General features: G+C 71.5%; 19 protein-coding genes. 12 read left to right on the plus strand and 7 right to left on the minus strand.

Going from position 1 to position 21714, the window contains the following annotated elements:
• Positions 1-35 precede the first annotated feature (35 nt).
• From ACFQUZ_RS23740 to ACFQUZ_RS23770, 7 genes are all read left to right on the plus strand, one after another.
• The gene (locus ACFQUZ_RS23740; protein ID WP_377445984.1) at positions 36-479 is read left to right on the plus strand and encodes a relaxase/mobilization nuclease domain-containing protein; all 444 of its coding nucleotides are present in this window, start codon (positions 36-38) and stop codon (positions 477-479) included.
• Positions 476-1231, plus strand: coding sequence for a TnsA-like heteromeric transposase endonuclease subunit (locus ACFQUZ_RS23745; protein ID WP_377445986.1), 756 nt, complete (start codon positions 476-478; stop codon positions 1229-1231). The genes ACFQUZ_RS23740 and ACFQUZ_RS23745 overlap by 4 nt, the downstream gene beginning before the upstream one ends.
• Complete coding sequence (locus ACFQUZ_RS23750) at positions 1231-4302, plus strand: TniB family NTP-binding protein (protein WP_377445988.1); 3072 nt, start codon at positions 1231-1233, stop codon at positions 4300-4302. Before ACFQUZ_RS23745 ends, ACFQUZ_RS23750 begins: the two co-directional genes overlap by 1 nt.
• Positions 4302-5591 (plus strand): TniQ family protein, encoded by a 1290-nt coding sequence (locus tag ACFQUZ_RS23755; RefSeq protein ID WP_377445989.1) that lies wholly within the window; start codon positions 4302-4304, stop codon positions 5589-5591. The genes ACFQUZ_RS23750 and ACFQUZ_RS23755 overlap by 1 nt, the downstream gene beginning before the upstream one ends.
• A gap of 335 nt (positions 5592-5926) precedes the next feature.
• A complete protein-coding gene (locus ACFQUZ_RS23760; protein ID WP_377446108.1) occupies positions 5927-6145 on the plus strand; it encodes a hypothetical protein in 219 nt (72 codons plus the stop codon).
• A gap of 52 nt (positions 6146-6197) precedes the next feature.
• Positions 6198-6872, plus strand: coding sequence for a cytidylate kinase family protein (locus ACFQUZ_RS23765; protein WP_377445991.1), 675 nt, complete (start codon positions 6198-6200; stop codon positions 6870-6872).
• 308 nt (positions 6873-7180) lie between these two features.
• Positions 7181-7612 carry a uridine kinase gene (locus ACFQUZ_RS23770; RefSeq protein ID WP_377445992.1) on the plus strand — a complete coding sequence of 144 codons (432 nt, stop codon included), beginning with the start codon at positions 7181-7183 and terminating at the stop codon, positions 7610-7612.
• Between the two features lie 47 nt (positions 7613-7659).
• Here the strand turns inward: ACFQUZ_RS23770 and ACFQUZ_RS23775 are convergent, their stop codons facing one another.
• Complete coding sequence (locus tag ACFQUZ_RS23775) at positions 7660-8505, minus strand: class I SAM-dependent methyltransferase (RefSeq protein WP_377445993.1); 846 nt, start codon at positions 8503-8505, stop codon at positions 7660-7662.
• 208 nt (positions 8506-8713) lie between these two features.
• Positions 8714-9301 (minus strand): GNAT family N-acetyltransferase, encoded by a 588-nt coding sequence (locus ACFQUZ_RS23780; protein WP_377445994.1) that lies wholly within the window; start codon positions 9299-9301, stop codon positions 8714-8716.
• 127 nt (positions 9302-9428) lie between these two features.
• Here ACFQUZ_RS23780 and ACFQUZ_RS23785 point away from each other — a divergent pair, with 127 nt between their 5' ends.
• The 3 genes from ACFQUZ_RS23785 (at position 9429) to ACFQUZ_RS23795 (ending at position 11443) form a co-directional block, all read left to right on the plus strand.
• The gene (locus tag ACFQUZ_RS23785) at positions 9429-9716 is read left to right on the plus strand and encodes a hypothetical protein (protein ID WP_377445995.1); all 288 of its coding nucleotides are present in this window, start codon (positions 9429-9431) and stop codon (positions 9714-9716) included.
• 76 nt (positions 9717-9792) lie between these two features.
• Complete coding sequence (locus ACFQUZ_RS23790) at positions 9793-10578, plus strand: rRNA methyltransferase (protein WP_377445996.1); 786 nt, start codon at positions 9793-9795, stop codon at positions 10576-10578.
• 55 nt (positions 10579-10633) lie between these two features.
• Positions 10634-11443 (plus strand): TrmH family RNA methyltransferase, encoded by an 810-nt coding sequence (locus ACFQUZ_RS23795; protein WP_377445997.1) that lies wholly within the window; start codon positions 10634-10636, stop codon positions 11441-11443.
• 54 nt (positions 11444-11497) lie between these two features.
• Here ACFQUZ_RS23795 and ACFQUZ_RS23800 read toward each other — a convergent pair whose 3' ends face one another.
• Positions 11498-12820 (minus strand): MFS transporter, encoded by a 1323-nt coding sequence (locus ACFQUZ_RS23800; protein ID WP_377445999.1) that lies wholly within the window; start codon positions 12818-12820, stop codon positions 11498-11500.
• Entirely contained in the window at positions 12817-13383 is a 567-nt protein-coding gene (locus tag ACFQUZ_RS23805) for a MarR family winged helix-turn-helix transcriptional regulator (RefSeq protein WP_377446000.1), read from the minus strand. Before ACFQUZ_RS23805 ends, ACFQUZ_RS23800 begins: the two co-directional genes overlap by 4 nt.
• Before the next feature lie 179 nt (positions 13384-13562).
• On the opposite strand from ACFQUZ_RS23805, the gene ACFQUZ_RS23810 reads away from it, so the two are divergent.
• Positions 13563-15257, plus strand: coding sequence for a PucR family transcriptional regulator (locus tag ACFQUZ_RS23810; protein ID WP_377446001.1), 1695 nt, complete (start codon positions 13563-13565; stop codon positions 15255-15257).
• A 104-nt stretch (positions 15258-15361) separates the two neighbouring features.
• Here the strand turns inward: ACFQUZ_RS23810 and ACFQUZ_RS23815 are convergent, their stop codons facing one another.
• Positions 15362-16717, minus strand: a complete 1356-nt coding sequence (locus ACFQUZ_RS23815; RefSeq protein WP_377446002.1) for a hypothetical protein — start codon at positions 16715-16717, stop codon at positions 15362-15364.
• A 51-nt stretch (positions 16718-16768) separates the two neighbouring features.
• Between ACFQUZ_RS23815 and murD the strand changes: the two genes are divergently transcribed.
• Positions 16769-18118: a UDP-N-acetylmuramoyl-L-alanine--D-glutamate ligase gene (gene murD, locus ACFQUZ_RS23820; RefSeq protein WP_377446003.1), complete on the plus strand. Its 1350-nt coding sequence runs from the start codon at positions 16769-16771 to the stop codon at positions 18116-18118.
• Positions 18119-18275: 157 nt separating this feature from the next.
• On the opposite strand, the gene ACFQUZ_RS23825 is transcribed toward murD, so the two are convergent.
• Together ACFQUZ_RS23825 and ACFQUZ_RS23830 are read right to left on the minus strand one after the other, a co-directional pair.
• Positions 18276-21182 (minus strand): M64 family metallopeptidase, encoded by a 2907-nt coding sequence (locus ACFQUZ_RS23825; protein WP_377446004.1) that lies wholly within the window; start codon positions 21180-21182, stop codon positions 18276-18278.
• A 5-nt stretch (positions 21183-21187) separates the two neighbouring features.
• Positions 21188-21628: a hypothetical protein gene (locus ACFQUZ_RS23830; RefSeq protein ID WP_377446006.1), complete on the minus strand. Its 441-nt coding sequence runs from the start codon at positions 21626-21628 to the stop codon at positions 21188-21190.
• Positions 21629-21714 lie beyond the last annotated feature (86 nt).

Raw genomic sequence — 21714 nt, forward strand, 5'->3', positions numbered from 1 at the left:
GCCCTGGTGATCAGGGCGAACACGATGATCCTCGGTTGGTCGGTGCCTGGCCGTGGGCCGCTGTCGGTGGCGTGGCCGCGCTGGGGCCGGCCTCGGGTGTTTCGGTGGGCCGGCTTTCGAGGCTGCTGGAACAGCCCGTCGTCGCCGGGATCCGGCCGCCGCGGCGGCCGGTCTGGCACTGCTCGGTGTACAACCATCCGGCGGATCGAATCTTGTCTGACGAGCAGTGGGGTTCGATCGCGGCCGAGTTCGTTGACGCGGTCGGGGTGGCACCGTCCGGCGACCCGGGCGGGGCGCGGTGGGTGGCGGTTCGTCATGCCGACGAGCACATTCACATCGTTGCGACGCTGGTCCGGCAGGATGGGCCGACGGTCTGGGCTCGTAACGACTTTCGCCGATGCCAGAACTTGGCGCGGCAGCTTGAGCGTCGCCTCGGACTGCATCAGCTCGGCGTTACCAGCGAGCAGGCTCCGGCATGACGGCGCTCCGCGCGCTGACGGGCGGTGTTACCGGTCCGCTCGGTGACGGGTTCGAGATCGGGTTCGTCACCGAGGACGGCGTCGAACGACGGATCTTGCTGCGGGATGCCTGGTCGATGGAGTTCGAGCGTTGCCTGCCGGTGCGCCGGTTTCCCTCCTACAAGGGCCAGAGGCACTATCCGGGCCGGTGGTGGTCGGCCACGATGGGCGCGCACGTCGGGTTCGAGTCGTGGCTGGAACGCGACAACCTGATGCTGCTCGACTTCGACCCGGCGGTGGCGGCCGTGTCCTCGCAGCCGTTCTGGCTGTTTTGGACCGCCGAGAACGGCAAGACCCGTTCCCACGCGCCGGACTACTTCGCCCGGCTGCACGACGGCAGCGCCTTGGTGGTGGACTGCCGGCCCGTCGAACGGATCAAGCCGAAGGACGCGGCCATCTTCGAGGTCACCCGGGCGGCCTGCGAGCAGATCGGCTGGCGCTACCGGCTGGCCGGGGCCACCAACGCGATCCTGACCGCGAACGTCCGCTGGCTGGCCGGCTACCGACACCCGCGTCATGACATCGCGCCGATCGCCGCCGCGCTCCGCGAAGCATGCGCCGCGCCGCTACCGCTAATGACCGCGGCCGAAGCGGTCGGCGAACCGATCGCGGTGCTGCCGGTTCTGTTCCACCTGCTCTGGCGCCACGACCTCGACATCGACCTGTCGACGCCGCTGCATCCGGACGCCGTGATCACGCAGGCGATGAGCTGATGGCGATCGACCGGCCGGCGCTGCGCCCCGGCGACACCGTCCACTTCGACGGCGAGGACCACCAGGTCGTCGGGCTGGCCGGCACCTCGGTCCGGCTGCGCTCGGGCTCGGGCACGGAGCAGATCATCCTGGCGGGACATCTGATGGCCTCGCCAGGGTTCGCGGTCATCGACGCCGACCCGATGCCGGCGGTCGAGCCGTTCGGTCTGCTCGACGCCGTCGCGGACGACGTGCTCGCTGCCGCCAAGCAGTGGGAACGGCACCTCGTCGAGGTCGAGACCGGGCTGCCGCCCGCCGCGGCGCCCGGCACAGCCGCGCGTCCCGAATACGACCCGGCCCTCCACAGCCTCGCGGCCCGGCAGCGGGCCAAAGCCGCCGAGCTGGGCGTCACCTCCCGCACGATCGAGAGCCGCCGCGCCCGCTACCTCGCGCAGGGGCTTTGGGGCCTGGTCGATCAGCGGGCAGTGCGCGCTTGGGAAGCGACCGGCAGGGCCGACGCCCGGCTGGTGGATGCCCTGCGCGAGGTGATCGACGCCGAGACGGACATCTCGACCGGCACCCGGTCGCGGCTGATGCGCCGGGCCGTCAAACGCGTCGAAGAACTCCACGGCGTCGGGGAAGTGCCGCTGCCCGGACGCTCGACGTTCTACGCCCTGATGGACCGGCTCACCACGGGCAAGCACACCTTCGGCTCGGCGGTCACCCGCCGGCAGACAGCGAACCGGCCGGCCGGGATGTTCACCCCGACGTTCGCCGCGCGGCCCGGCGAACAGGTCCAGATCGACTCCACCCCGATCGACGTGATGGTGCTGCTCGACGACGGCCTGCCGGTCCGCGCCGACATGACCATCGCCGTCGACGTCGCCACCCGCACTGTCTGCGCCGCAGTGCTGCGCCCGGTCGGCACCAAGGCCGTCGACGCGGCACTGCTGCTGGCCAAAATGCTGGTCCCGGAACCGATGCGGCCGGGCTGGGCCAACGCGCTGCGACTGTCCGCCTCCCGGATGCCGCATGCCCGGCTGCTCGACGTCGATGCCCGGATGCGTGAGGCCGCCGCCCGGCCGGTCATCGTCCCGGACCAGATCGTGATCGATCACGGCCGCGTCTTCGTCTCCGAGACGTTCGACCGGGCCTGCAACCGCCTCGGCATCTCCGTCCAGCCGGCTCGCAAGGACACCCCGACCGACAAAGGTGTCGTCGAGGCCACCCACAAATCGATTAAGACGCTGTTCGCGCAGCACGTCGCCGGCTACACCGGAGCGAACCCGACCCTGCGCGGCCGTAATCTCGCCGCCGAATGGACCATCGATGAGCTGCAGGACCTGCTCGACGAGTGGTTGATCGTCGGCTGGCAGCACCGGCCGCACGACGCGCTACGCGATCCGCACCAGCCCCGACGGATGCTGACACCAAACGAGAAATACTCGGCCCTGGTCGCCGTCGCAGGCTATCTCCCGCTCACCCTCAGCAGCGACGACTACCTCGAACTCCTGCCGGTCGAATGGCGCCAGATCAACGACTACGGCATCCGGATCGACAACCGCACCTACGACTGCCCGGCGCTCGGCCGTTGGCGCCGGGAGCACTCCGGAGTGACCGCCCGGCGCGGTCTCTGGGAAGTGCACTACGACCCCTACGACGTCTCCCAGGTGTTCATCCGCACCCAGGACGGCTGGATCACCGTCCCCTGGACCTATCTGCCGATGGTTTCCGCGCCGTTCGCCGACTTCACCTGGCGCCACGCCCGCCGCCTGGCCGGCCGCGGCGCCACCGAGACCGAGACCGCCCGGATCCTCGACGAACTACTCACCCGCGCCGAGCACGGACCGGACAAGGCCAGCGCCCGAATCGCCGCCCGCACCCGCGCCGCCCAAGCCGGTCACCGGCCCCCGGCCCCCGGCCCCCACACCTGCCGTTGCCCCACCGGACGAGCCCACCGGACCGGACGCCGACATCATCTCGTTCGGGGTCTTCGACGCCGACGCCGAAGCAGAAAGATGGATATGAACCCGGCCTCCGACGACATCACGCCGGACGATCCGCCCACCACCAAAGAGGGCTGGCGCCGATTCGTGGACTACCAGCCGGAAGCACCAGCCACGCTCACCACCAAGCAACTGTTGGCGCTGGACCAGCGGCAACGCGTCGCCCACGACGAAGCCCGCCGCGAATACCATGCCGAACTGCCGCTGGTGAACACCCCGACCATCCGGCAGGTGCTCGGCACCGGCCGCCTCCTGGTCCAGCTCAACCGGCGACAGATCTCCGCTCGGCGCGGCCTGATCCTGTCCGGCGCCTCCGGCACCGGCAAGACCACCGCATTGACCCTGCTCGGCCGCACCCACGAACGCGCCGTCCGCCGACGTCACCCGGACAGCCGGCACCGGCTCCCGGTCGCCTACGTCACCGTCCCGCCGGCCGCGACCGCGAAGATGCTCGCCGTCGAGTTCGCACGCTTCTACGGCCTGGAGTTCTCCGCCCGGGCCAACATGCCCGACATCGTCAACGCGGTCTGCGCGACCGCCGCCAACACCGGTGTCGAGCTGGTGCTGGTGGACGAGATCCACAACCTCAACCTCACCACCCGCGCCGGGGCTGAGGTGTCCGACCAGCTCAAATACTTCGCCGAGCGGCTTCCGGCAACGTTCGTCTATGCGGGCATCGACGTCGAAGCCGAAGGGCTGTTCACCGGCGTCCGCGGACGGCAGATCGCCGGCCGGTTCACCCTGATTGCGTCCACCCCGTTCGCCTACGGCACCAGCGAACAACGCGCTGCCTGGCGGGCGCTGATCTCCACTCTCGAAACCGCCCTGCGCCTGCACCAGCACACCCCCGGAACGCTGGTCGGACTCGACGAATACCTCTACCGGCGCACCTCCGGCATGATCGGCAGCCTCTCCCAGCTCATCCGTGGCGCCGCGATCCTGGCCATCGAGGACGGCACCGAACAGATCACCCGCGACCTGCTCGACCTGGTCCCAGTCGACTACGCCGCCGAACGGGCCACCCGGCCCGACCAGCCCCGCCAACGCACCCGCGAACGCGCGAAGACGCCCGCCGCGAGCGCCTGATGCACTCGCGTCTGCCCATCGCTGTCGCGCCCGCACGCGACGAGACCGCCGTCTCCTACGTCACCCGGCTCGCCGACCTGCACGGCCTGTCCTTCGGCGAACTCTGGCAGCAAGTCAGCCGGCCTCGCACCCCGGCCAGCCCAGCCCGGTTCATCGCCGCGGACCTGCTCGCCGCCGTCACCGGCATCCCCGAACAACGGCTGACCCGCGCCGTCATCGAAATCCGCCGACCCGAACCCGACTGGCTGGCCTACCGCCACGAACCGCAGAACGGCTGCCCCCGCTGCACCGCCCGGCACCCCGGCGGCCCAGTCCGGCAACTGCTGCCGCACCACCGCTACGTCTGCGTCCGCCACCGCATCTGGATCGGCCCGCCGGACGTGATCGACCAGCCCTACCCGACCCTCGACGAACTGCCCGAGATCGTCGCCGCGCAACGCGCGCACCTACGGCTGCTGCACCGCCTCGGCCCCGCCGCCACCTACGACGCCGTGCTCACCGGCTTCCTCATCTGCGGGCACCGCTGGGACCAACCCGCGCACGAACCCGAATACGCGCAGCTCGACTGGGACGACCGGGCCGTCCAACTCATCCCGCACGACACTGCCGAGACCTCCTTCAGCACCTCCCGGCTGTTCGCCGCGACCTACCCCGAAGCCGTCAAACTCGCCGCGCTCATCGGCTCCCTGCACTGGCGGCGCCTCGCCGCGAGCGGCCCCGGCGGACAACAACGCTTCGCCAAGGAGATCGGCCGCCGCCTCGGCCAATCCGACTACCAGCCCAAAGTCGCCAAAGACCCGATCGCCCACTGGATCGACGACGACTGCTGGCGACCACCCAGCCTGCCCCGAACCACCTACCGCACCCAGCGCGGTTTCGGCGGCCAAAGCGCGCCGAAAGCCCATCAGCACAGCCTCGACCGGCACGCCCGCAGCGCCCGCTGGTTCGCCCGCAACCGCCTCGGCGGACGCGGAATCCTCTACCACCGCCACGTCGGGTCCGTCCTCGCCCGCGACTGGTCACGCCGCATGGACCTGTTCATCGGCACCGTCGCCGCCAGCGCCGAAGCAACCACCTACTCCGACTCGAACACCCCGGCTGTCAGCGTCGATGACACATCCGAACCCAGGATCGCCGACTACATGAGACCCACCGCAGTGCAGTCCGATTACCTCGCCACCGCCGTCAACCCCGCACCTTGGCCGAGCCGCGACGCGCCACCAGAGCGCGGAGGACGACCGCTGCTCGGACGCGAACGCAAGATCTTCCGCACCGCGGCGGGCTGCTGATCTTGGTCACCCAGAAATCCCGGGCGATGGCATTATCGGCCCATGCCAACCACCGTGACCGTCATCCGCGACGGCGGCATCCGCGCACGTGGTTACCGCGACGGCGACGCCACCGTCTACGACTGGGGATTCACCTGGGAGGGAGTCGATCGGGAGCAACGCAGCTTCGTACTGCTCGACACCGGATTTCAGATCAACCAGCCGGTGATCTTCCCGGGCAGCAGCGCGGTTGGTGGTATTGCGACCTTGTCAGAGTCGTCGACAACGGCGACACCGTGCACGTCGATGACCATTGGATCGACGTCATCGTCGGGCCGCCCGACCATCCATACCGAGTGCTCGACCTTGAGGAGTACGCCGACGCGATCGAGTCGGGCGACCTCGACGTCGCCACCGGCATGGACGGGTTACGCCGAACGCAGTTGTTCCTCGACCGGCACCTCAACCGCCGGCATGACACTCGACGTGACAGTTGGCCTGACTTCCCACCGCGCGCCATCGCCGCCTTGGCCGGACTCCCGATGGCCCCGCAGTGGGAGCTGCTGGACAAGTAACTCAGGCAGCAGATTTCCACGAGCAATGTCCAGACAGGGACGGGGGCAGGACATGAACCAAGGCACTCGCGAGGATTTGCTCGACCGCCTGGCTGCGGCCGTCGGCTCCGTCTCAGTCGAGCATCCGACGAGGGTCGCCATCGACGGGCCGCCCGCCGCGGGCAAGACCACCCTCGCCGACGAACTGGCCCTCGTCCTGCGCGCACAAGGTTACGACGTCATCCGCGCGACGATCGACGACTTCCTCTTCCCCCGGGCACAGCGCTATCCACGCGGCGAGTACTCGGCCGAAGGCTGCTACTTCGACACCCATGACTACGACGCGCTGAACCGAGTCCTGCTCGATCCGCTCGGTCCAGGTGGAGATCGGCGCTTCCAGCACGCGGTCTACGACCGGACGGCAGATACCGTGTTGTCCTCGCCGGCCGCAACTGCCTCTGTCAACGCCGTGCTGCTCTTCGACGGCGTCTTCCTTATGCGCCCGGAACTGGTCGACCGATGGGAGCTGCGCATCTTCGTGTCGACCGCACTCGAGAAAATCGTGGATCGTGCCGTGATCCGAGAGCGCCAGATGTCATCTCAGGACGAAGTCGAACGCCGCTGGCGCGAGCGTTACATCCCCTCCCAACAGCTCTACTTCGCTACGGCCCACCCGGCCGACCGCGCCGACATCATCGTGCACAACGACGAACCCCAACAGCCAGTCTGGGAGACCCGCACACCCTGACCACACTCACGCGACCCGACAAATCCGAAAAGTAGATCTGGACGGTCACGCCGACGATCGTCCAAATCTACCCTTCGAACCGCTGGTCAACGGCCTGCCGTCCGCAGCCTTCGGCTGGACAGGACACGTGGCAGCGGCGCCGCGAGGCAGGGCTGGGCATTGCCTAGACTGCCGTCCGTGGCCATCGACCTCGTGGATCGGATCGCCGCCGCCGTGGCCTGCCGCGAGCCGGTCGACGGCATACGCATCGTCGGTATCGATGGGCCGAGCGGCTCCGGAAAAGCCACCTCGCCCGCGACCTCGCCGAGGTGCTCGACGCTCCGATCATCGCGATCGACGACTTCGTATCGTGGGACGACTTCGCCGGATGGTGGCCACGCTTCGAGGTCCAGGTGCTCTTGCCGCTTCTTCGCGGCGAGGATGCCCACTACCAGACCAGAGACTGGACGGACTGGTACGGCAACACCCTCGGCGAGTGGAGGACCCAGCCCTGGGCATCCACCATCATTCTCGAAGGCGTCACCTGCACCCGCCGCGAGACGATCGGTCGACTCGCCTACGCCATCTGGGTCGATGCGCCAGCGCCCCTACGACTGGCGCGCGGCCTCGCCCGAGACAGCGCCTTCGCCGGCGCCGAGCAGCTCTGGCAGAAATGGATGGCCGAGGAAGCGGCATTCTTCGCCTCCGACGGCAGTCGTGACCGCGCCGACCTCATCATCGACACGTCCCAGCACGGTTGACCACGTCGTCAACTGACTCGTCGCAGGTGGGGGGAACTCCAGAGCCGTCAGGCCGACAGCAGGTAGATACGCGGGTTCAGCTTGCCGATCATCTGGTACACGCCCCACAGGCAGTCGGTGAGCATGTACTCGTACGCCACGGTGCCGAACCGTTCCTCGTACGCCGCCCGGTTCCGGAGCATCCGCGACACCTGTAGCAACTGCTTGGAGCTGACCGCGACGCCGTCCTCCTCGAGGCGTTCGCGGGCCTCACCATGCAACTGGATGCACTGCTCGATGACCAGACCGGCGCCGAGGATCGCGGCCTCGAACCGCTGCGGATCGAGGCTGGCGGCGTGGATCCCGGCCGGCGGCCACATGAACGCCGCCTCCGCGGGCGTGAGCCAGTCCGTGGCGGTCATCTGGTAGACCAGCGCACGGCCACCGGGCTTGAGGACCCGGCGGAACTCGCCGAACACTGTCTCCAGATCCGCCACGTGCACGAGCACGTCCCTGCACCAGATGAGATCGACCGAGCCGGTGGGATCGGTCAGCTTCTCGGCGACCCCCTCCTCGACGCGGACACGGGCGGCGGCCTCGGGCTCCGCGACCGCGAACGCGGCCAGGTCACGGGCCGCGTTGTCCAGGTTGCGGCGGACCGGCTCGACGCCCCGGACCACGAACCCGAAGCGCCGCGACAGCTCGAAGCTGTGCCGCCCGTCGCGGGCACCGACATCGAGTGCTATCGAACCTGGCGGCAGACCGGTCCCGGCGACCAGGTCGAACAACAGCCGGTTCAGGTTCCGTGGTGCCAGGCTTTCGTTCAGGGCCGCATCGAACTCCTCGTCGTCGAACGGATCGCCGTAGACGTCGTCGATGCTGCGCATGACGCGAGGCGTGGGGAGGCCGGTCACGCAGCCCAAGCTATGACCGGCGATTCGGGCCGGCAACTCACTTTTCCGCGACCAGCCGGGTGATCCGTGTCGACTGAGCGGTACTGAACCCGGCACTGATCGGCCGGGTCGGCCAGCGGTATCGGGGGGCGATGACCAGTTCGGTGTCCAAGTCGTGGGCAAGACGCCAGCCGACGGCCTCGATCTCACCCGGACCACCGGGGGCGGTTCAGGTGCTCTCGTCGCGGAGCCCGACGCAGTCGAGCCGCCAGAACGTGTCGGAGTAGACGAACGTCCCGGCCATCCACGGCTCGTACCCGGACAGCATGACCACCTGGAACGCGGCGTCGGGGATGCGTAGCGAGGGCTTGCGGAACCCGTGCTCGACCGCGGGGCGGAAGCCGGCGCGGGAGTAGTACCGGGGATCCCCTTCCAGGAACACCAGCGGCACCCCGCGTTTGTCGAGGTCCCGCAGACCGTGGTGGATCAGGGCGGAGCCGACCCCGCGGCGCTGCTGCCTTGGGTCGACGGCGAGCGGGCTCAGCGACGCCACCTCGACGAGCCGTCGCGGCGCGTCCAGCAGGCACCGGCTGAACATGACGTGCCCCACGACGTCACCGGCTTCCTCCGCGACGAATGACGCCACCGGCGACGCCATCGACGAGGCAGTCGAGGAGGCGGACGATGTGGCCGGATCGTCCCGCCGCAGGGCGTCGACCAGGCCGGCCACCACGTCGCCGTGCGCGCCACCGAAGGCGCGGCGGTGGAGCGAGCGCACCGCCTCATGGTCATCGAGACGCTCGTCCCGGATCAGCATGACCGCGACAGTATGTGACGCCGTCTGGGCAGACGAACGAATAACGGCGGCGCTGAGCCGGGCTGCGATACTCGCGCGATGACTGAGGCGGCTCATGCCGCGCGCCCGGGAATGTGATGATGCGTCGATGCCACCTCCGCCACGGCCGCCCCGCGTCTTCCGCGCCAACGACATCCTCACCGGCCGCGTCGTGCTCGACGGCTATCCGTTCCGGTACCTCGTCATCGGGCCGGCGACGTCGGCGTCGTCGCTGGTCGGTGCCGCCTTCAACCGGGCGGCCGGGGAGAACTCGATGCTCGACGAGGTGCTGACGGCGGTGGAGTTCCTGGAGACCCGCGGCTGGGAACTGGTGAGCATGGACCAAGGCTTCGTGGCCTGCGTGCGTCGGGTCCGCCCGGCCGCCCACCCGCGCTGATCCCGGAAATCGGTTGATCATTAGGTGGGTCGTCCCACATCATCTCCCCGTCGGTGGTGGCCGGCGCGGAGGTGTGGTGACGTACCGGTTCGCCGTGGCGCGGCGCGACCATTCCGACCTGGCCAGCGGGTCGGTGCTGCGGTCGGCGCCGGGTCATCCGGCCTTTCCCGTACGCCTCGCCTCGGAGGTGTTCCTGCGGGCCTGGCACATTTTGCGGCAACCCCGGCTGACGGTGTGGGATCCGTGCTGCGGCAGCGGATACCTGCTCACCGTGCTGGGCCTGCTGCACCGAGACAAGATCGCTTCGGTGGTCGCCTCCGACATCGCCGAGGACGCGCTCCGGTTGGCTCGGGCGAACCTCGCGCTGCTGTCCATCGAGGGCCTGCGGCGGCGAGCCGCGGAGCTGGACGAGTCAGCCCGGCGCTTCGGCCGGTCGTCCTACCGGGAGGCCGGGGCGGCCGCCGGACGGCTGCGCGCGTCGCTGTCCCGGAGCGGCGGGGACCTGCCCACCCTGGTCGGGCGGGCCGACGTGTTCGACCGGGAGCAGGTGGCTGTGCTCCTGGCGGGGGCACCGCAGCCCGGGCTGGTGCTTACCGACGTGCCGTACGGCGAACAGACCGCGTGGCGGGGGGCGGGTCGGGCCGGGGGAGTGCCCGGTCTGTCGCGGTGCCTGGCGACCGCGCTGCCCGCCGCCACCATGCTCGCCGTGACCACCCGTGGGCGTCGCGTTCCGCTTCCGGACGGGGTTCGGGCGAGGGCGCGGTTCAAGGTCGGCACGCGAGCGGTCGCGCTGGTCCGGCTCGGGGACGTGGCCGGTGCCGACCGATGGCACGCCGGGGCGTCACCGCCGGGCGCGCCGTAGCTGGTGTGCCGGGGTGGCCGGGCACCGTACCCGGCGGCGGGGCAGAATCGGCGGCGTGCTCGTCGAGGAGATCACCGACCCGGAGGACGACCGGATCGCCGACTACCGCGCCCTGACCGACGTGGAACTGCGGACCCGGTGGGAGCCGCCGCACGGTCTGTTCATCGCGGAAGGCGAGCTGGTGCTGCGGCGGGCGTTGCGGGCCGGCTATCCACCCCGGTCGTTCCTGGTCGACGCGAAACGGGTGGACCAGATCGGCGAGCTTGCCGTGGGTGGGGCGCCGGTCTATGCCGCCCCGCCGGAGGTGCTCCAGCGGGCCACCGGGTTCCACGTGCACCGGGGCATCCTGGCCTCGTTCCACCGCAAGCCGGTGCCGGACCCGACCGACGTGTTGGCCGCCGCGCATCGGGTGGCGGTGCTGGAGGACGTGAACAACCACACCAATCTGGGCGCGCTGTTCCGAGGCGCGGCGGCCCTCGGCGTGGATGCGGTGCTGCTCTCCCCATCCTGCGCCGACCCGCTCTACCGGCGCAGCGTGCGGGTCAGCATGGGGGAGGTGTTCGCCGTACCCTACGCCCGGCTCGCGCCCTGGCCGGACGGCCTGGACACGCTGCGCGCCGCCGGTTTCACGGTGCTGGCGTTGACCCCGGCGCCGGACGCGGTGCCGATCCAGCGGCTCGGACCCGAGCAGCGGCGACGGGCGGCGCTGCTGCTCGGCGCCGAGGGACCGGGCCTGTCCGCGGCGGCGCAGCGGGCCAGCGATGCCCGGGTGGTGATCCCGATGCGGCGCGGGGTGGACTCGCTGAACGTGGCGGCGGCGGCCGCGGTGGCCTTCTGGGAGCTGGGCCGCGACGACCCGCTCTGACGGAGCCGAGCCCGCCATCGCGAGGTCGCCGGGCACCGCGCCGAGCGGCCTGGATCAAGCCGGGGGCGCCGGCCCGATGGTGAGCCGGCGTAGCTGCGGGATGCGGGCGGCGATCAGTCCCACGCCGGCCAGGCAGCCGAACCCGCCGAGCAGGAGCGCCACGCCGCCGCCGGTGCCGGCGGCGACCAGGCCGGCCCGCAGCCCGCCGAGCTGCGGCCCGGCGACGCCGACGACGTGTTCCAGGGCGGACACCCGGCCCCGGTACGCCTCCGGGGTGACATGCTGGACGACGGTGCCGCGGGCGACCACCGACCAGGTGTCGGCAGCACCGGCGACGGCGATCAGCCCGAGAACGACCGGGAGCTGGTCGGCCAGCCCGACCCCGGCCAGCGCCGCGCCCCAGACGGTGACGCAGGCCAGCAGCAGCCGGCCCGGCCGCGGCTGCCGGGTGGTGAACCCGGAAACGGCCGAGGCGAGCACCCCGCCGACCGCCAGCGCCGTGGTGAACAGTCCCAGTACGGCCGGGGAACCGCCGAACTTCTCGGCGTTGAGCACCGGGAACAGGGCAACTGGCATGGCCAGCACGGTGGCGCACAGGTCGGTGAGGAAGGCGCCCCGGACGACCGGGTTCCCGGCGGCGAAGCGGATCCCGGCCCCCACGGCCCGGCCGCCCGGCGAGGGCGTGCCCCCCGGTTGGCTGCCGGCTGGTCCGGTGCCGCCCGGTTCGCCACCGGCTCCGGTGCCGCCCGGTTGGCTGCCGGCTGGGCGCGTGCCGGCTGCCAGCGTCGGCAGGCCGGCGAGGGCGATCAGCGCGAGGACGAACGTGCCGGCGTCGATGACGAAGCACACGGCGGTGCCCCACAGCGCGACGAGCGCGCCGGCCGCCGCCGGCCCGAGCAGCAGCGACGCCTGGAAGGACAGGTGGGTCAGGGCCAGCCCGGCGGCGAGCTGGTCGCCCGGCAGCAGGGTGGGGACCAGCGCCCGGCGGGCCGGCGCGCCGAGCGCCGACAGGGCCGACGCCACGGCCGCGATGGCCAGCATCGCCCAGACGGCGTCACCGGCGAACGCCGCGACCCCGGCCAGCCCGAGGCTGGTGCCGACCTGACCCCAGGTGCTGGCCAGAACGAGCCGGCGTCGGTCGACGCGGTCCGCCGCCGTGCCGCCGATCAGCGCGAAGGCGATCAGCGGCGCGGCGGTGAACAGGCCGATGAGACCCACCATGGCGGGATCGCGGGTGCGGTCCCAGACGTGGAACGTGATCGCGAACGAGGTGAGCTGACCACCGAACCCGGAGACCACGCCACCGAGCCAGAGCCGCCGGAACGCCGGCGCCCGGGCCAGCGGGCGGACGTCGACAAGCGCCGTGCGCAGGCTCATCCGGCCCGTCCCTCGGGCTCGGTGGCCTGCCCTCGGCGTGGCTCGGTGGCGTGCTGCCGGCGTGGCTCGGTGGCGTGTTCGGGCGGCAGGTGCGCGGCCAGCCGGTCGCGGAACGGGCGCCGGGCCAGGGCCGCCTGGATGTCGGCGACCACCCGGGTCAGCGGGTACGGCAGCTCGCTCTCCAGCTCCCGGATGCTCGCCTCGGTGGCCCGCCACTCGGCCCGCAGGAACGGCACCAGCTCCCGGGCCCGCTTGGTGAGGGTGATCCGGCGGGTGCGGGCGTCGGCACCGGGGGAGTGGTCCACGAGGCCGGCGTGGCGCATCGCGGCGACCGTCTGGCTCATGGCGGAGTGCGTGACCTCCATCCGATCGGCCAGCTCCTGGATGCTCTGCGGACCGTGCCGGTCGATTTGGATCAGGGGACCGACGAACCGGGTGCGCACGCCGTCCACCCCGGCCCGGCGGTACAGCTCGGCGATGTCGTTGTCCAGCGAGTGCAGCAGGCGCCACACCGGCCCCCAGTGACTGCCGTCCAACGGGTCGGTGGCGGGGGAGTTGCTCATCGCCCGATTGTGACAGTACTTATATAAGTGCTGTCAAGTAGGATTGGCCGGTACCGACTGATCCACTCGACATGCGGGAAGTCGCGGGGGTCGCGGTGGCGCCAAGTCCACGACTTCCCGCATGTCGAGTGGATCACGACAACCAACTGCCGGCGGCGGGCACCCCACCGCCCGGTAGCGTGACGGCCGTGTTCCCCACCGTCCGCGAGGTGCTCGCCCTCGACCCGGTACGCCACGGCGAACCGCGGGTGGTCGCCGGCGAATCCGGACTGGGTCGGCGGGTCCGCTGGGTGCACGTCGCCGAGGTGCCGGACATCGCGACCCTGCTCAACGGCGGTGAACTCGTCCTCACCACCGGCATCGGGCTACCGGCCGACGACGCCGGGCTGCGGACCTTCGTCGACGCTCTCGCCGACGTCGACGCCTCCGGCCTGGTCGTGGAACTCGGCCGGCGCTACCCGGCCGCCGTGCCGCGCAGCATGGTGGCCGCCGCGCACCGGCGCGGACTGCCGCTTGTCGAACTGCGCCGGGCCACGCCGTTCGTGCCGATCACCGAGGCCGTGCACGGACTGATCGTCGACGCCCAGCTCAGCGAGCTGCGGGCGACCGAGGAGATCCACCAGCGGTTCACCGAACTGTCCGTCGAGGGGGCCGAACCGGCCGAGGTGGTCCGGCAGGCGGCCGAACTGTCCGGCTGTCCGGTGGTGCTGGAGAACCTGGCCCGCCAGGTGCTCGCGTACCATCCGGCGGGGCAGAGCGCGGGTCCGCTGCTGGACGGGTGGGAGCGGCACTCGCGCCGCATCCGTCCGGCCGGGCGCACCGCGTACGACCCGGATGCGGGCTGGTTGGTGACCACCGTCGGGGCCCGCGGCCAGGACTGGGGGCGGCTCCTGCTGCGCTGGCCGCCCACCGCCGAGCAGGCGGCGGACCATCCCGACGTTCCGCCCCAACCACCCAGCCGGTTGACGATCCTGCTGGAGCGGGCCGCGTCGACGCTCGCCCTGGGCCGGTTGATCCGGCGCGACGCCGAGGGGTTGGAACGGCAGATCCACCGCAACCTGCTCACCGCGCTGCTGGACCACGGCCGGCCGGTGGACGAGGTGGCGTTGCGGGCCCGCGCGCTCGGCGTACCGCTGGAACGCCGTCGGCTGGTCGGCGTGGTGGTGCGGCACCGGGCCGACGAGCCCGGTGCCGAGCTGGCCGCCGAGGCGGCCCAGGCCCGGCTGCACGACCTGGCCGAGGAGGTCGGCCGGGCGGTCCGCGAGGCTGGTCTGACCGGGCTGGCGAGCGCCGTCGACGACCAGGCGGTGGGTGCGCTGCTGGCCCTCGCCCCCGACGCGACGGACGACGCGGCCCTCAGCGAGTTCGCGGCGGCCCTGGAACGGGTACGGGCGGCCGGGCCGGGTTGGCCGGGCGGTGGCCCACCCGTGGTGGTGGCCGCCGGCTCCACCGTGACGAGCGTCCGGGAGGCCCGCCGGTCCCTCGTCGAGGCGCGCCAGGTGGCCGACGCGGCCCGACGCGGACGGCGGGACCTGCCGGTGTTCCGGCTCGCCACGGTCGGGCTGGCGGGCCTGCTACACCTGCTTCGGGACGATCCGCGGATCCAGACCTTCGTCGAGCGGGAACTCGGGGCCCTGCTGGCCCACCAGGCCGAACATCCGCGGGAACAGTTGTTCGACACCCTGCGGGCGTACCTGGAGCACGGACGCAACAAGTCGGCGGCGGCGTCGGCGGCCCACCTGTCCCGGCCCGCGTTCTACGAGCGACTCACCCGGATCGGCCGGATCCTCGACACCGACCTGGACTCCGTCCCGGCCTGCCTCTCCCTCCACGTAGCCCTGCTGGCCCTGGACGCCATCCACGACACCACCTGACCACAGGCACCCTGCTACGCCCGTTGATCAAGAGATTCGCGTCAGAATTCGGCGCGATCTGTGACGCGAACCTCTTGATCAACGCCGCGAGGTGTGGGGGGCAGTCAGCGGAGGGCGGCGGTTAGGGCCTTGGCGTATGGGGGCGGGACGAATGTGGTGCCGGCCGGGGTGAAGACGTCGGAGTCGGCCGCGGCCACCCAGCCCTGCGACGGCACCGCCGCCACCAGAGCCCGCACCACGGGGGCGTCCCGCCACTGCTCCTGCTCGGCGAGCAGCCCCAGCGCCACGGTCGACTCCTCCACCTCGCCGACGCACTCGAACGGCTTGTGCGCGTCGATGCCGAGCAGCTCCAGGTAACCCGGCACCTGGTCCAGATCGGCGAGGAGATCCGTCCCGAAGATGTGGGTCAACCGCTCCCGGGACATGAAGGGCGCCAGCGCCAGGAAGACGAACCGGCACTTGGGGCAGTCACCGCACCAGCGAACGCTGGGGTCGTGCAGCCGGAACGCCCGGTTGCAGCTGGTCACCACGTCGTCGTACCGGGTGAACTGGGCGAACAGCCGGGCGATGTGCAGCTCGGAGAGCGAACGGAGCAGGGAGAAGTACGGCTCGACGCGGCCAGCGTGCTCGGTCACCGCGTCCCGCAGCAGCGCCTCCGCCTCGACGCCCTTGGACCACTGGTGGTTGACCTGGTGGCCGTTCCAGATCAGGTTGGGGTCGGAGGCCGACCGCTCGTTGGACATCACCACCGGGCCCAGCTCGTGGAGTACGGCGGTGGCCACCGCGATCAGGGAGTTGATCGCGGTCACCGGGATGTGCCCGTTCAGCGCGCCGGCCTTGTTAAGCGCGAACAGTTCCGGGTCGAGGATCCGACGGGCGGCGAGCGCCGGCAGCCCGGACGCCTCGTTCACCGAGACGATCACCGGGTTCGGGTTGACCGAGAACGGCACCGGGTCGAGGCCGGCCCGGCGCAGCACCTCAAGCGTGACGATCGAGTCCTTGCCCCCGCCGACCGCCGACAACGGACGGCCGCCGGTGGCGTCCACCACCGCCGGGGCCGGCTCCGGCGAGCCGGCCGGCACCTCGGGCACCAGCTCCAGCACGTGCGGCAGCTCGTTGCGGTAGGCGTACTCGGCCAGGCCCTTGGTGTAGACGGCGGTGACCAGCGCCGTGGCGGCCGGTCCCAGCGGCCGGGGCAGCACCAGCCGGGGCGGCGCCGCCGCCTTGTAGTAGCTCACGCCGGCGACGAGGTGCAGCAGCTCGACGACCCGGTGTAGCGCGGCGACGGTCGCCTCCGCTGGTGGCCGGACCGGTGCCGGTAGCGTGATCCGCTCGGTGAACCGCAGCTCACCCCCGGGCCCGCGCAGCACGTAGTCGAGCGCCACCGCGCCGGTGCCCGCATCGATGGAGTACGACGGGAACGAGAAGGAGTCCATCTGCCGGAGCTGGTCGTTGAGCACACGCCATACTAGCTAGTCGGATTTGTTCCCCGCCGAGTAAGGAGATCACCTGTGCGCCTGTCTGACCTGCGCGGACGCGCCGTCGCCGTCTGGGGCACCGGCCGGGAGGGGCGGGCCGCGGTGGTCGCGATAGCCGCGCACGGCCCGGCCGACCTGGTGGTGGTCGATGACGGTCCGGCGGGGGCGGCGGGCTCCTGGGAGGGTCCGCCGGCGACCGCCGCGCCGCTGGTCACCGGCGAGGCGGCGCGCGAGCGGCTGCTGGCGGCCGACGTGGTGGTGCGGTCGCCAGGGGTGCCGCAGACCCATCCCTGGGTGGCCGAGCTGCGCCGGCACGGCGTGCCGATCACCGGCGGATCGGCGTTGTGGCTCGCCGACCACGCCGCCCGGACCATCGGGGTGACCGGCAGCAAGGGCAAGAGCACCACCTCCAGTCTGATCAGTCACCTGCTGACCAGCCTCGGGCGGCCGAACGTGTTCGGCGGCAACATCGGCGTTCCGCTGCTGGACCTACCGGAGGCCGAATGTTACGTGCTGGAGCTGTCCAGCTACCAGTGCAGCGACCTGACCGACTCGCCCCGGGTGGCGGTGGTGACCTCGCTGTTCCCCGAGCACCTGGACGCGCACGGCGGCGAGCGGGAGTACTACCGGGACAAGCTGAACCTGCTCGCCCACGGTCCGGAGACCGTGGTGGTCAACGGCACCGACCCCCGGCTGGCCGCCGAACTGGGGGACCGGCCGGCGATCCGCGCCGGGCTGCCGGACAGCGTCCATCTCGCGCCCGGACCGGACGGCGCGGAGACGGTGTACGCAGGTGCGGAGCCGTTGTTCGCCCGGTCGGTGTTCCCGCTGGCGGGGCGGCACAACGCGGGCAACCTCTGCGTGGCGCTCGCGGTGCTCCAGTCGCTCGGCATCGACGTGGTGGCCCGCCGGGGGGAGCTGGCCGACGCGGCGGCAGCGTTTCGTGGCCTGCCGCACCGGCTCAGCGAGATCGCCGATCCGTCCGGCCTCACCTTCGTCGACGACACCCTGGCCACCAGCCCGTACGCGACGATGCACGCGATCGACGCGTACCCGGACCGGCGGCTCACCGTCATCGTCGGTGGCGCCGATCGTGGATTGGACTACGCTCCGCTGCGCGAGCACCTGGCCGGGCGCCCGGTGACCGTGATCGGCATTCCGGACAGCGGGCCGCGCATCGTCGAGGCGCTGCGCGAGCTGCCCGGGGTGCGTGTCGAGGTGGCCGACGATCTGGCGGCCGCGGTGCGGCTGGCCCGCGATCTGACCCCGGTCGGCGGGGTGGTGCTGCTGTCACCGGCGGCGCCGAGCTACGGCAGGTTCCGCAACTGGGAGCACCGCTCCGAGGCATACGCCGCCGCGATCGCCGAGACCGTTCCGAGGTGAGGGGAGCCACAACGCGTGCACCGGCGCGCCGCGCGGCACCCTGTCGGTGCTGCCGGCCCGCCGGTCGCGACGAAGGGTTGGCACCCTGTCCGCCGCCGTGGCACAACGCCGAGGTCGCCTCGGGTGCACCGGCCCGGCTCGTGCGGTGTCCACCGAACTAGCGATGGGTCTTCCGCGCCGAGGACGGCGTCGTCGCGTCCGGGCGCGACGACACGGACACCGTGGACACGGGATCGCGCCGTGGGGCGCGCTGGCACCGGCATTGGCGCTGGCACCGGCATTGGCACCTGGGGGCGCCGCAGCCGCATCCGCACGGCGAGTCACCGCCACCGCCACCGCCGTGGCCGCCACCACCGCCGCCACCACCACCCTGGCCGCCACCACCGCCGCCCTGGCCGCCGCCGCCACCACCACCCTGGCCGCCACCACCGCCGCCCTGGCCGCCACCACCGCCGCCACCACCACCCTGGCCACCACCACCACCGCCACCCTGGCCGCCGCCACCGCCGGTGCCGGGCCGGTAGATGATTCCGGTGAGGGTGCGGTAGCGGGTCACCCGGTTGCCCTGCGGCGTCGTCGCGGCCACGTCGGCGCTGAACAGGTACGCCCCGAGTTGCCCGGTGTCGAGGAAGTCCCCCCGGTAGGTGTCACCCGAGCGGGCGAGCGTGATCACGCTGGAGGCGCCGTTCGGCCGCCGCACGGAGACCCGGACCGGTGGATCCAGCGACACCGGCAGGCCGTACAGCGTCGGCACCAGCACCACCGTCATGGGTGAGCCGGGCAGGTAGGCCGGCTGCTCGACGTGGCCGTCGAGCCGCAGGTCGCTGCGCGCCTTGACCATTGTCGCGTAGGTCAGCACGGGACCGTTGAAGGACGAGCCGGCGGCGTTCGACGACACGCCGGGGACGTCGGACCCGCCCCGGTAGTTCTCCACCCACAGCCGCCAGCGCCCGGCGTGGGTCCCTGGACGGTTCGGTACGACCGGGAAGACGACCCGGAAGAAGACATTCGCCGGTGCCTCGTGATAGCTCATGTTCACCGATCCGGCGTCCGACGGCTGGATGATCGTCCCGTCCGGGGCCTCCAGCCAGGCCCGCAGGTACTTCGGGAAGGTGGCGGCCGGCCGGTACGCGACGACGAAGTCGGCGGCCACGTCCACCTCGCCGATGAGCACGCTTGTGGCGCGGCGCTGACCGGGCAGCAGGGTGCTCGTCGGGTCCCGGACGAACGCCTCGTCGCTGACGTCGGCGAGAATCTGGACGTAGAGCTTCTGCAGCAGGAACTCCTTGTCGGCGACCAGGTCACCGGTGATCTGAGCGACCCCGTCGGTGACGCTGGCGATCTGCTGGAGGGTGTCCTCAAGTTGGTTGAGCCCGAGACCGACCGCGAACACCCGCTGCCGGGGCGACGTGGCGCTCACCACCGGGATCGCGTCCAGCACGTCCGGATCGGTGTTCTGCAGGCCGTCGGTGAGCACGACGATCGCGCGGGCGTCCGCCGTACCGTCGTCGAGGACGTTACTGCCGTTGATCATCCCGGCGCCGATGGAGGTGAGGCCGTCCGGTGTCAGGTTGGCCGGTGTCAGCTCCGCCCAGGCGGCGACCCGGCCCGCGCCGGTCTCCTCCTCGCCGGCCACCTGCATCGGGAGAAGCACGTCACCGGCGTCCGACTCGTCGTTGAACCGGACCAACCCGATCCGGTCGTTCTCCTTGAGCAGCGACACGTACAGGTTGGCCGCCGCGATCGCGTACTGCGTCTTGGTCTCCCCGGCGACGCTTGCCGGTTCGCTCATGCTGCCGGACCTGTCGATCACCAGCACGGTGTCGACCGGCGGGGGCTCCACCGCCGTGCCGGTCAGATTCACGGGTACGGGTGATCCGCCGGGATCGTCGGGACTGGACAACTCCAGGACACCGGCGGCCACGCCCGGCGCGTCGGGTGCGGTGAACGCGACGAAGACCAGCCGCTCGGTGGCGTCCTCCAGGACGGGCGCCGGCAGCCGGAAGGCGGTGGGTGCGCCGGGCGGCAACGCGAACGGTGCACCGGGCGGATCGAGCGTCACGTCCATCGCTCCCGGGAAGGCTCCGCGCCGGTTCCGCACGGTCACCGCCCGGTACATCGTCATCCCGAACGGGACGTCGCCGAAGTCGAGCGTGGTGGGCTCGACCTCCAGCGACACGTCGGGGGTGATGAACTCCCCCAACGCCGCGGTGAGGGCCTCCAGGCACACCCGGCAGAACGCCTCGGACGAGTCGCGCATGCGGCAGATGTACGCCGGCCGGAACCGGCCACAGTGGTAGTACTTCGCGCCTTCGTACAGGCCGATGGCGGTGTCGTCGAGCAGCACGTTGGCCCGGTCGTCGCAGTCGGTGCAGTCGGGGTTGAGCATTGTCGGCACCGGTGCGCCGGGGGTGAGCAGGTCGCGCCACTTCGCCGCGGTGGTGTCGGCCGTGACGTTGGGTTCGATCGGTTCCCCGACGGGGGCGTTGTCCCGGTCGGTGTCGTCACCGCAGCCGGCCCAGTAGTTGTACTCGTCGGCCAGGCCGAACGCGGAGTGACCCAGCTCGTGCAGCACGACCTCGCGCCAGTCGGAACTCAACGCCGTCCAGAACACGTCGCCGCTCGCGCAACCGCCGCGTTGCGAGGTGTTGACCAGGACGGCGGCCGAGTGCCACTCGGGGATCTCCGCGTCCAGCACGTCGCCGACAAGCGACTCGTCGCCGCTGAGACAGCGCCGGATGCCGCCGTTGCAGAAGGTGGCGTCGAAGTACGTCGCCGGCGTGGCGCCGCTGCCCGGCGATCCGTCGCCGCAGGACGCGGGGTCGTCCGCTCCCGACTCGTCGGACGCGACATCCACCCGGTGTACGTTGATCGCCTGACCGAGTACCGGGAACCAGGGCTCGGCCTGCAACGCGGCCACGAAGTCGTCGCACGCGTCGGCGAAGCTGTCCAACTCGCCGGCCTGGAAGCCCTCCGCCACGAGCACCACGTTGAGTCGTTGCGTGACCGGGCCGTTGTCGAGAATGATGGTGTGGCCCTGCACGGAGCCGTCGCCAGCGCCCATGGCCGTCAGCCCCGCTCGTCGGGCTGCGGGCGCAGACCCAGCCGGGCCACCGGTGTCCGGGACCGGGCGACGCCCGCGGTGGTGTCACCGGCCCGTGGCTCGGACACGAAGACCAGCAGGTCCCGGGCCCGCGCGTCGTCCGGGACAAGGACGTGGAAGACGTTCTCGGCGTGTTCGGCAACCACCCGGTGCACGCCGCCCCCCTCGGCCACCACCTCCATACCGCCATCGGGAGCGAGCGGCAGTGGGGTCCGGTGCAGGACCTCACCCGACGCGTCGACGAGTTCGCACCAGGCGCCGGAGTACGGGCGACCGCCGGTCGCCGGGAGCGGACGGGAGGGCGGCAGGGTCATCGCCGCCACCCTCGTCTGCTTCTCGATCGACCATTCGTCGTGCCGGCGGCGGACCCTGATGCGTAACGCCGCCCGTGGTCCCGTACCAGCCATGGGGCACCTCCCGCGCGGGCCGGCGGCGAGGCTCGCCCGGTTGACGCCTTCTCCGCCGGATGCACCCGTCCTATCGCTAAATCACA

Origin of the sequence: Plantactinospora sp. GCM10030261, assembly GCF_042666615.1 — a bacterium.
GTDB lineage: Bacteria > Actinomycetota > Actinomycetes > Mycobacteriales > Micromonosporaceae > KBS50.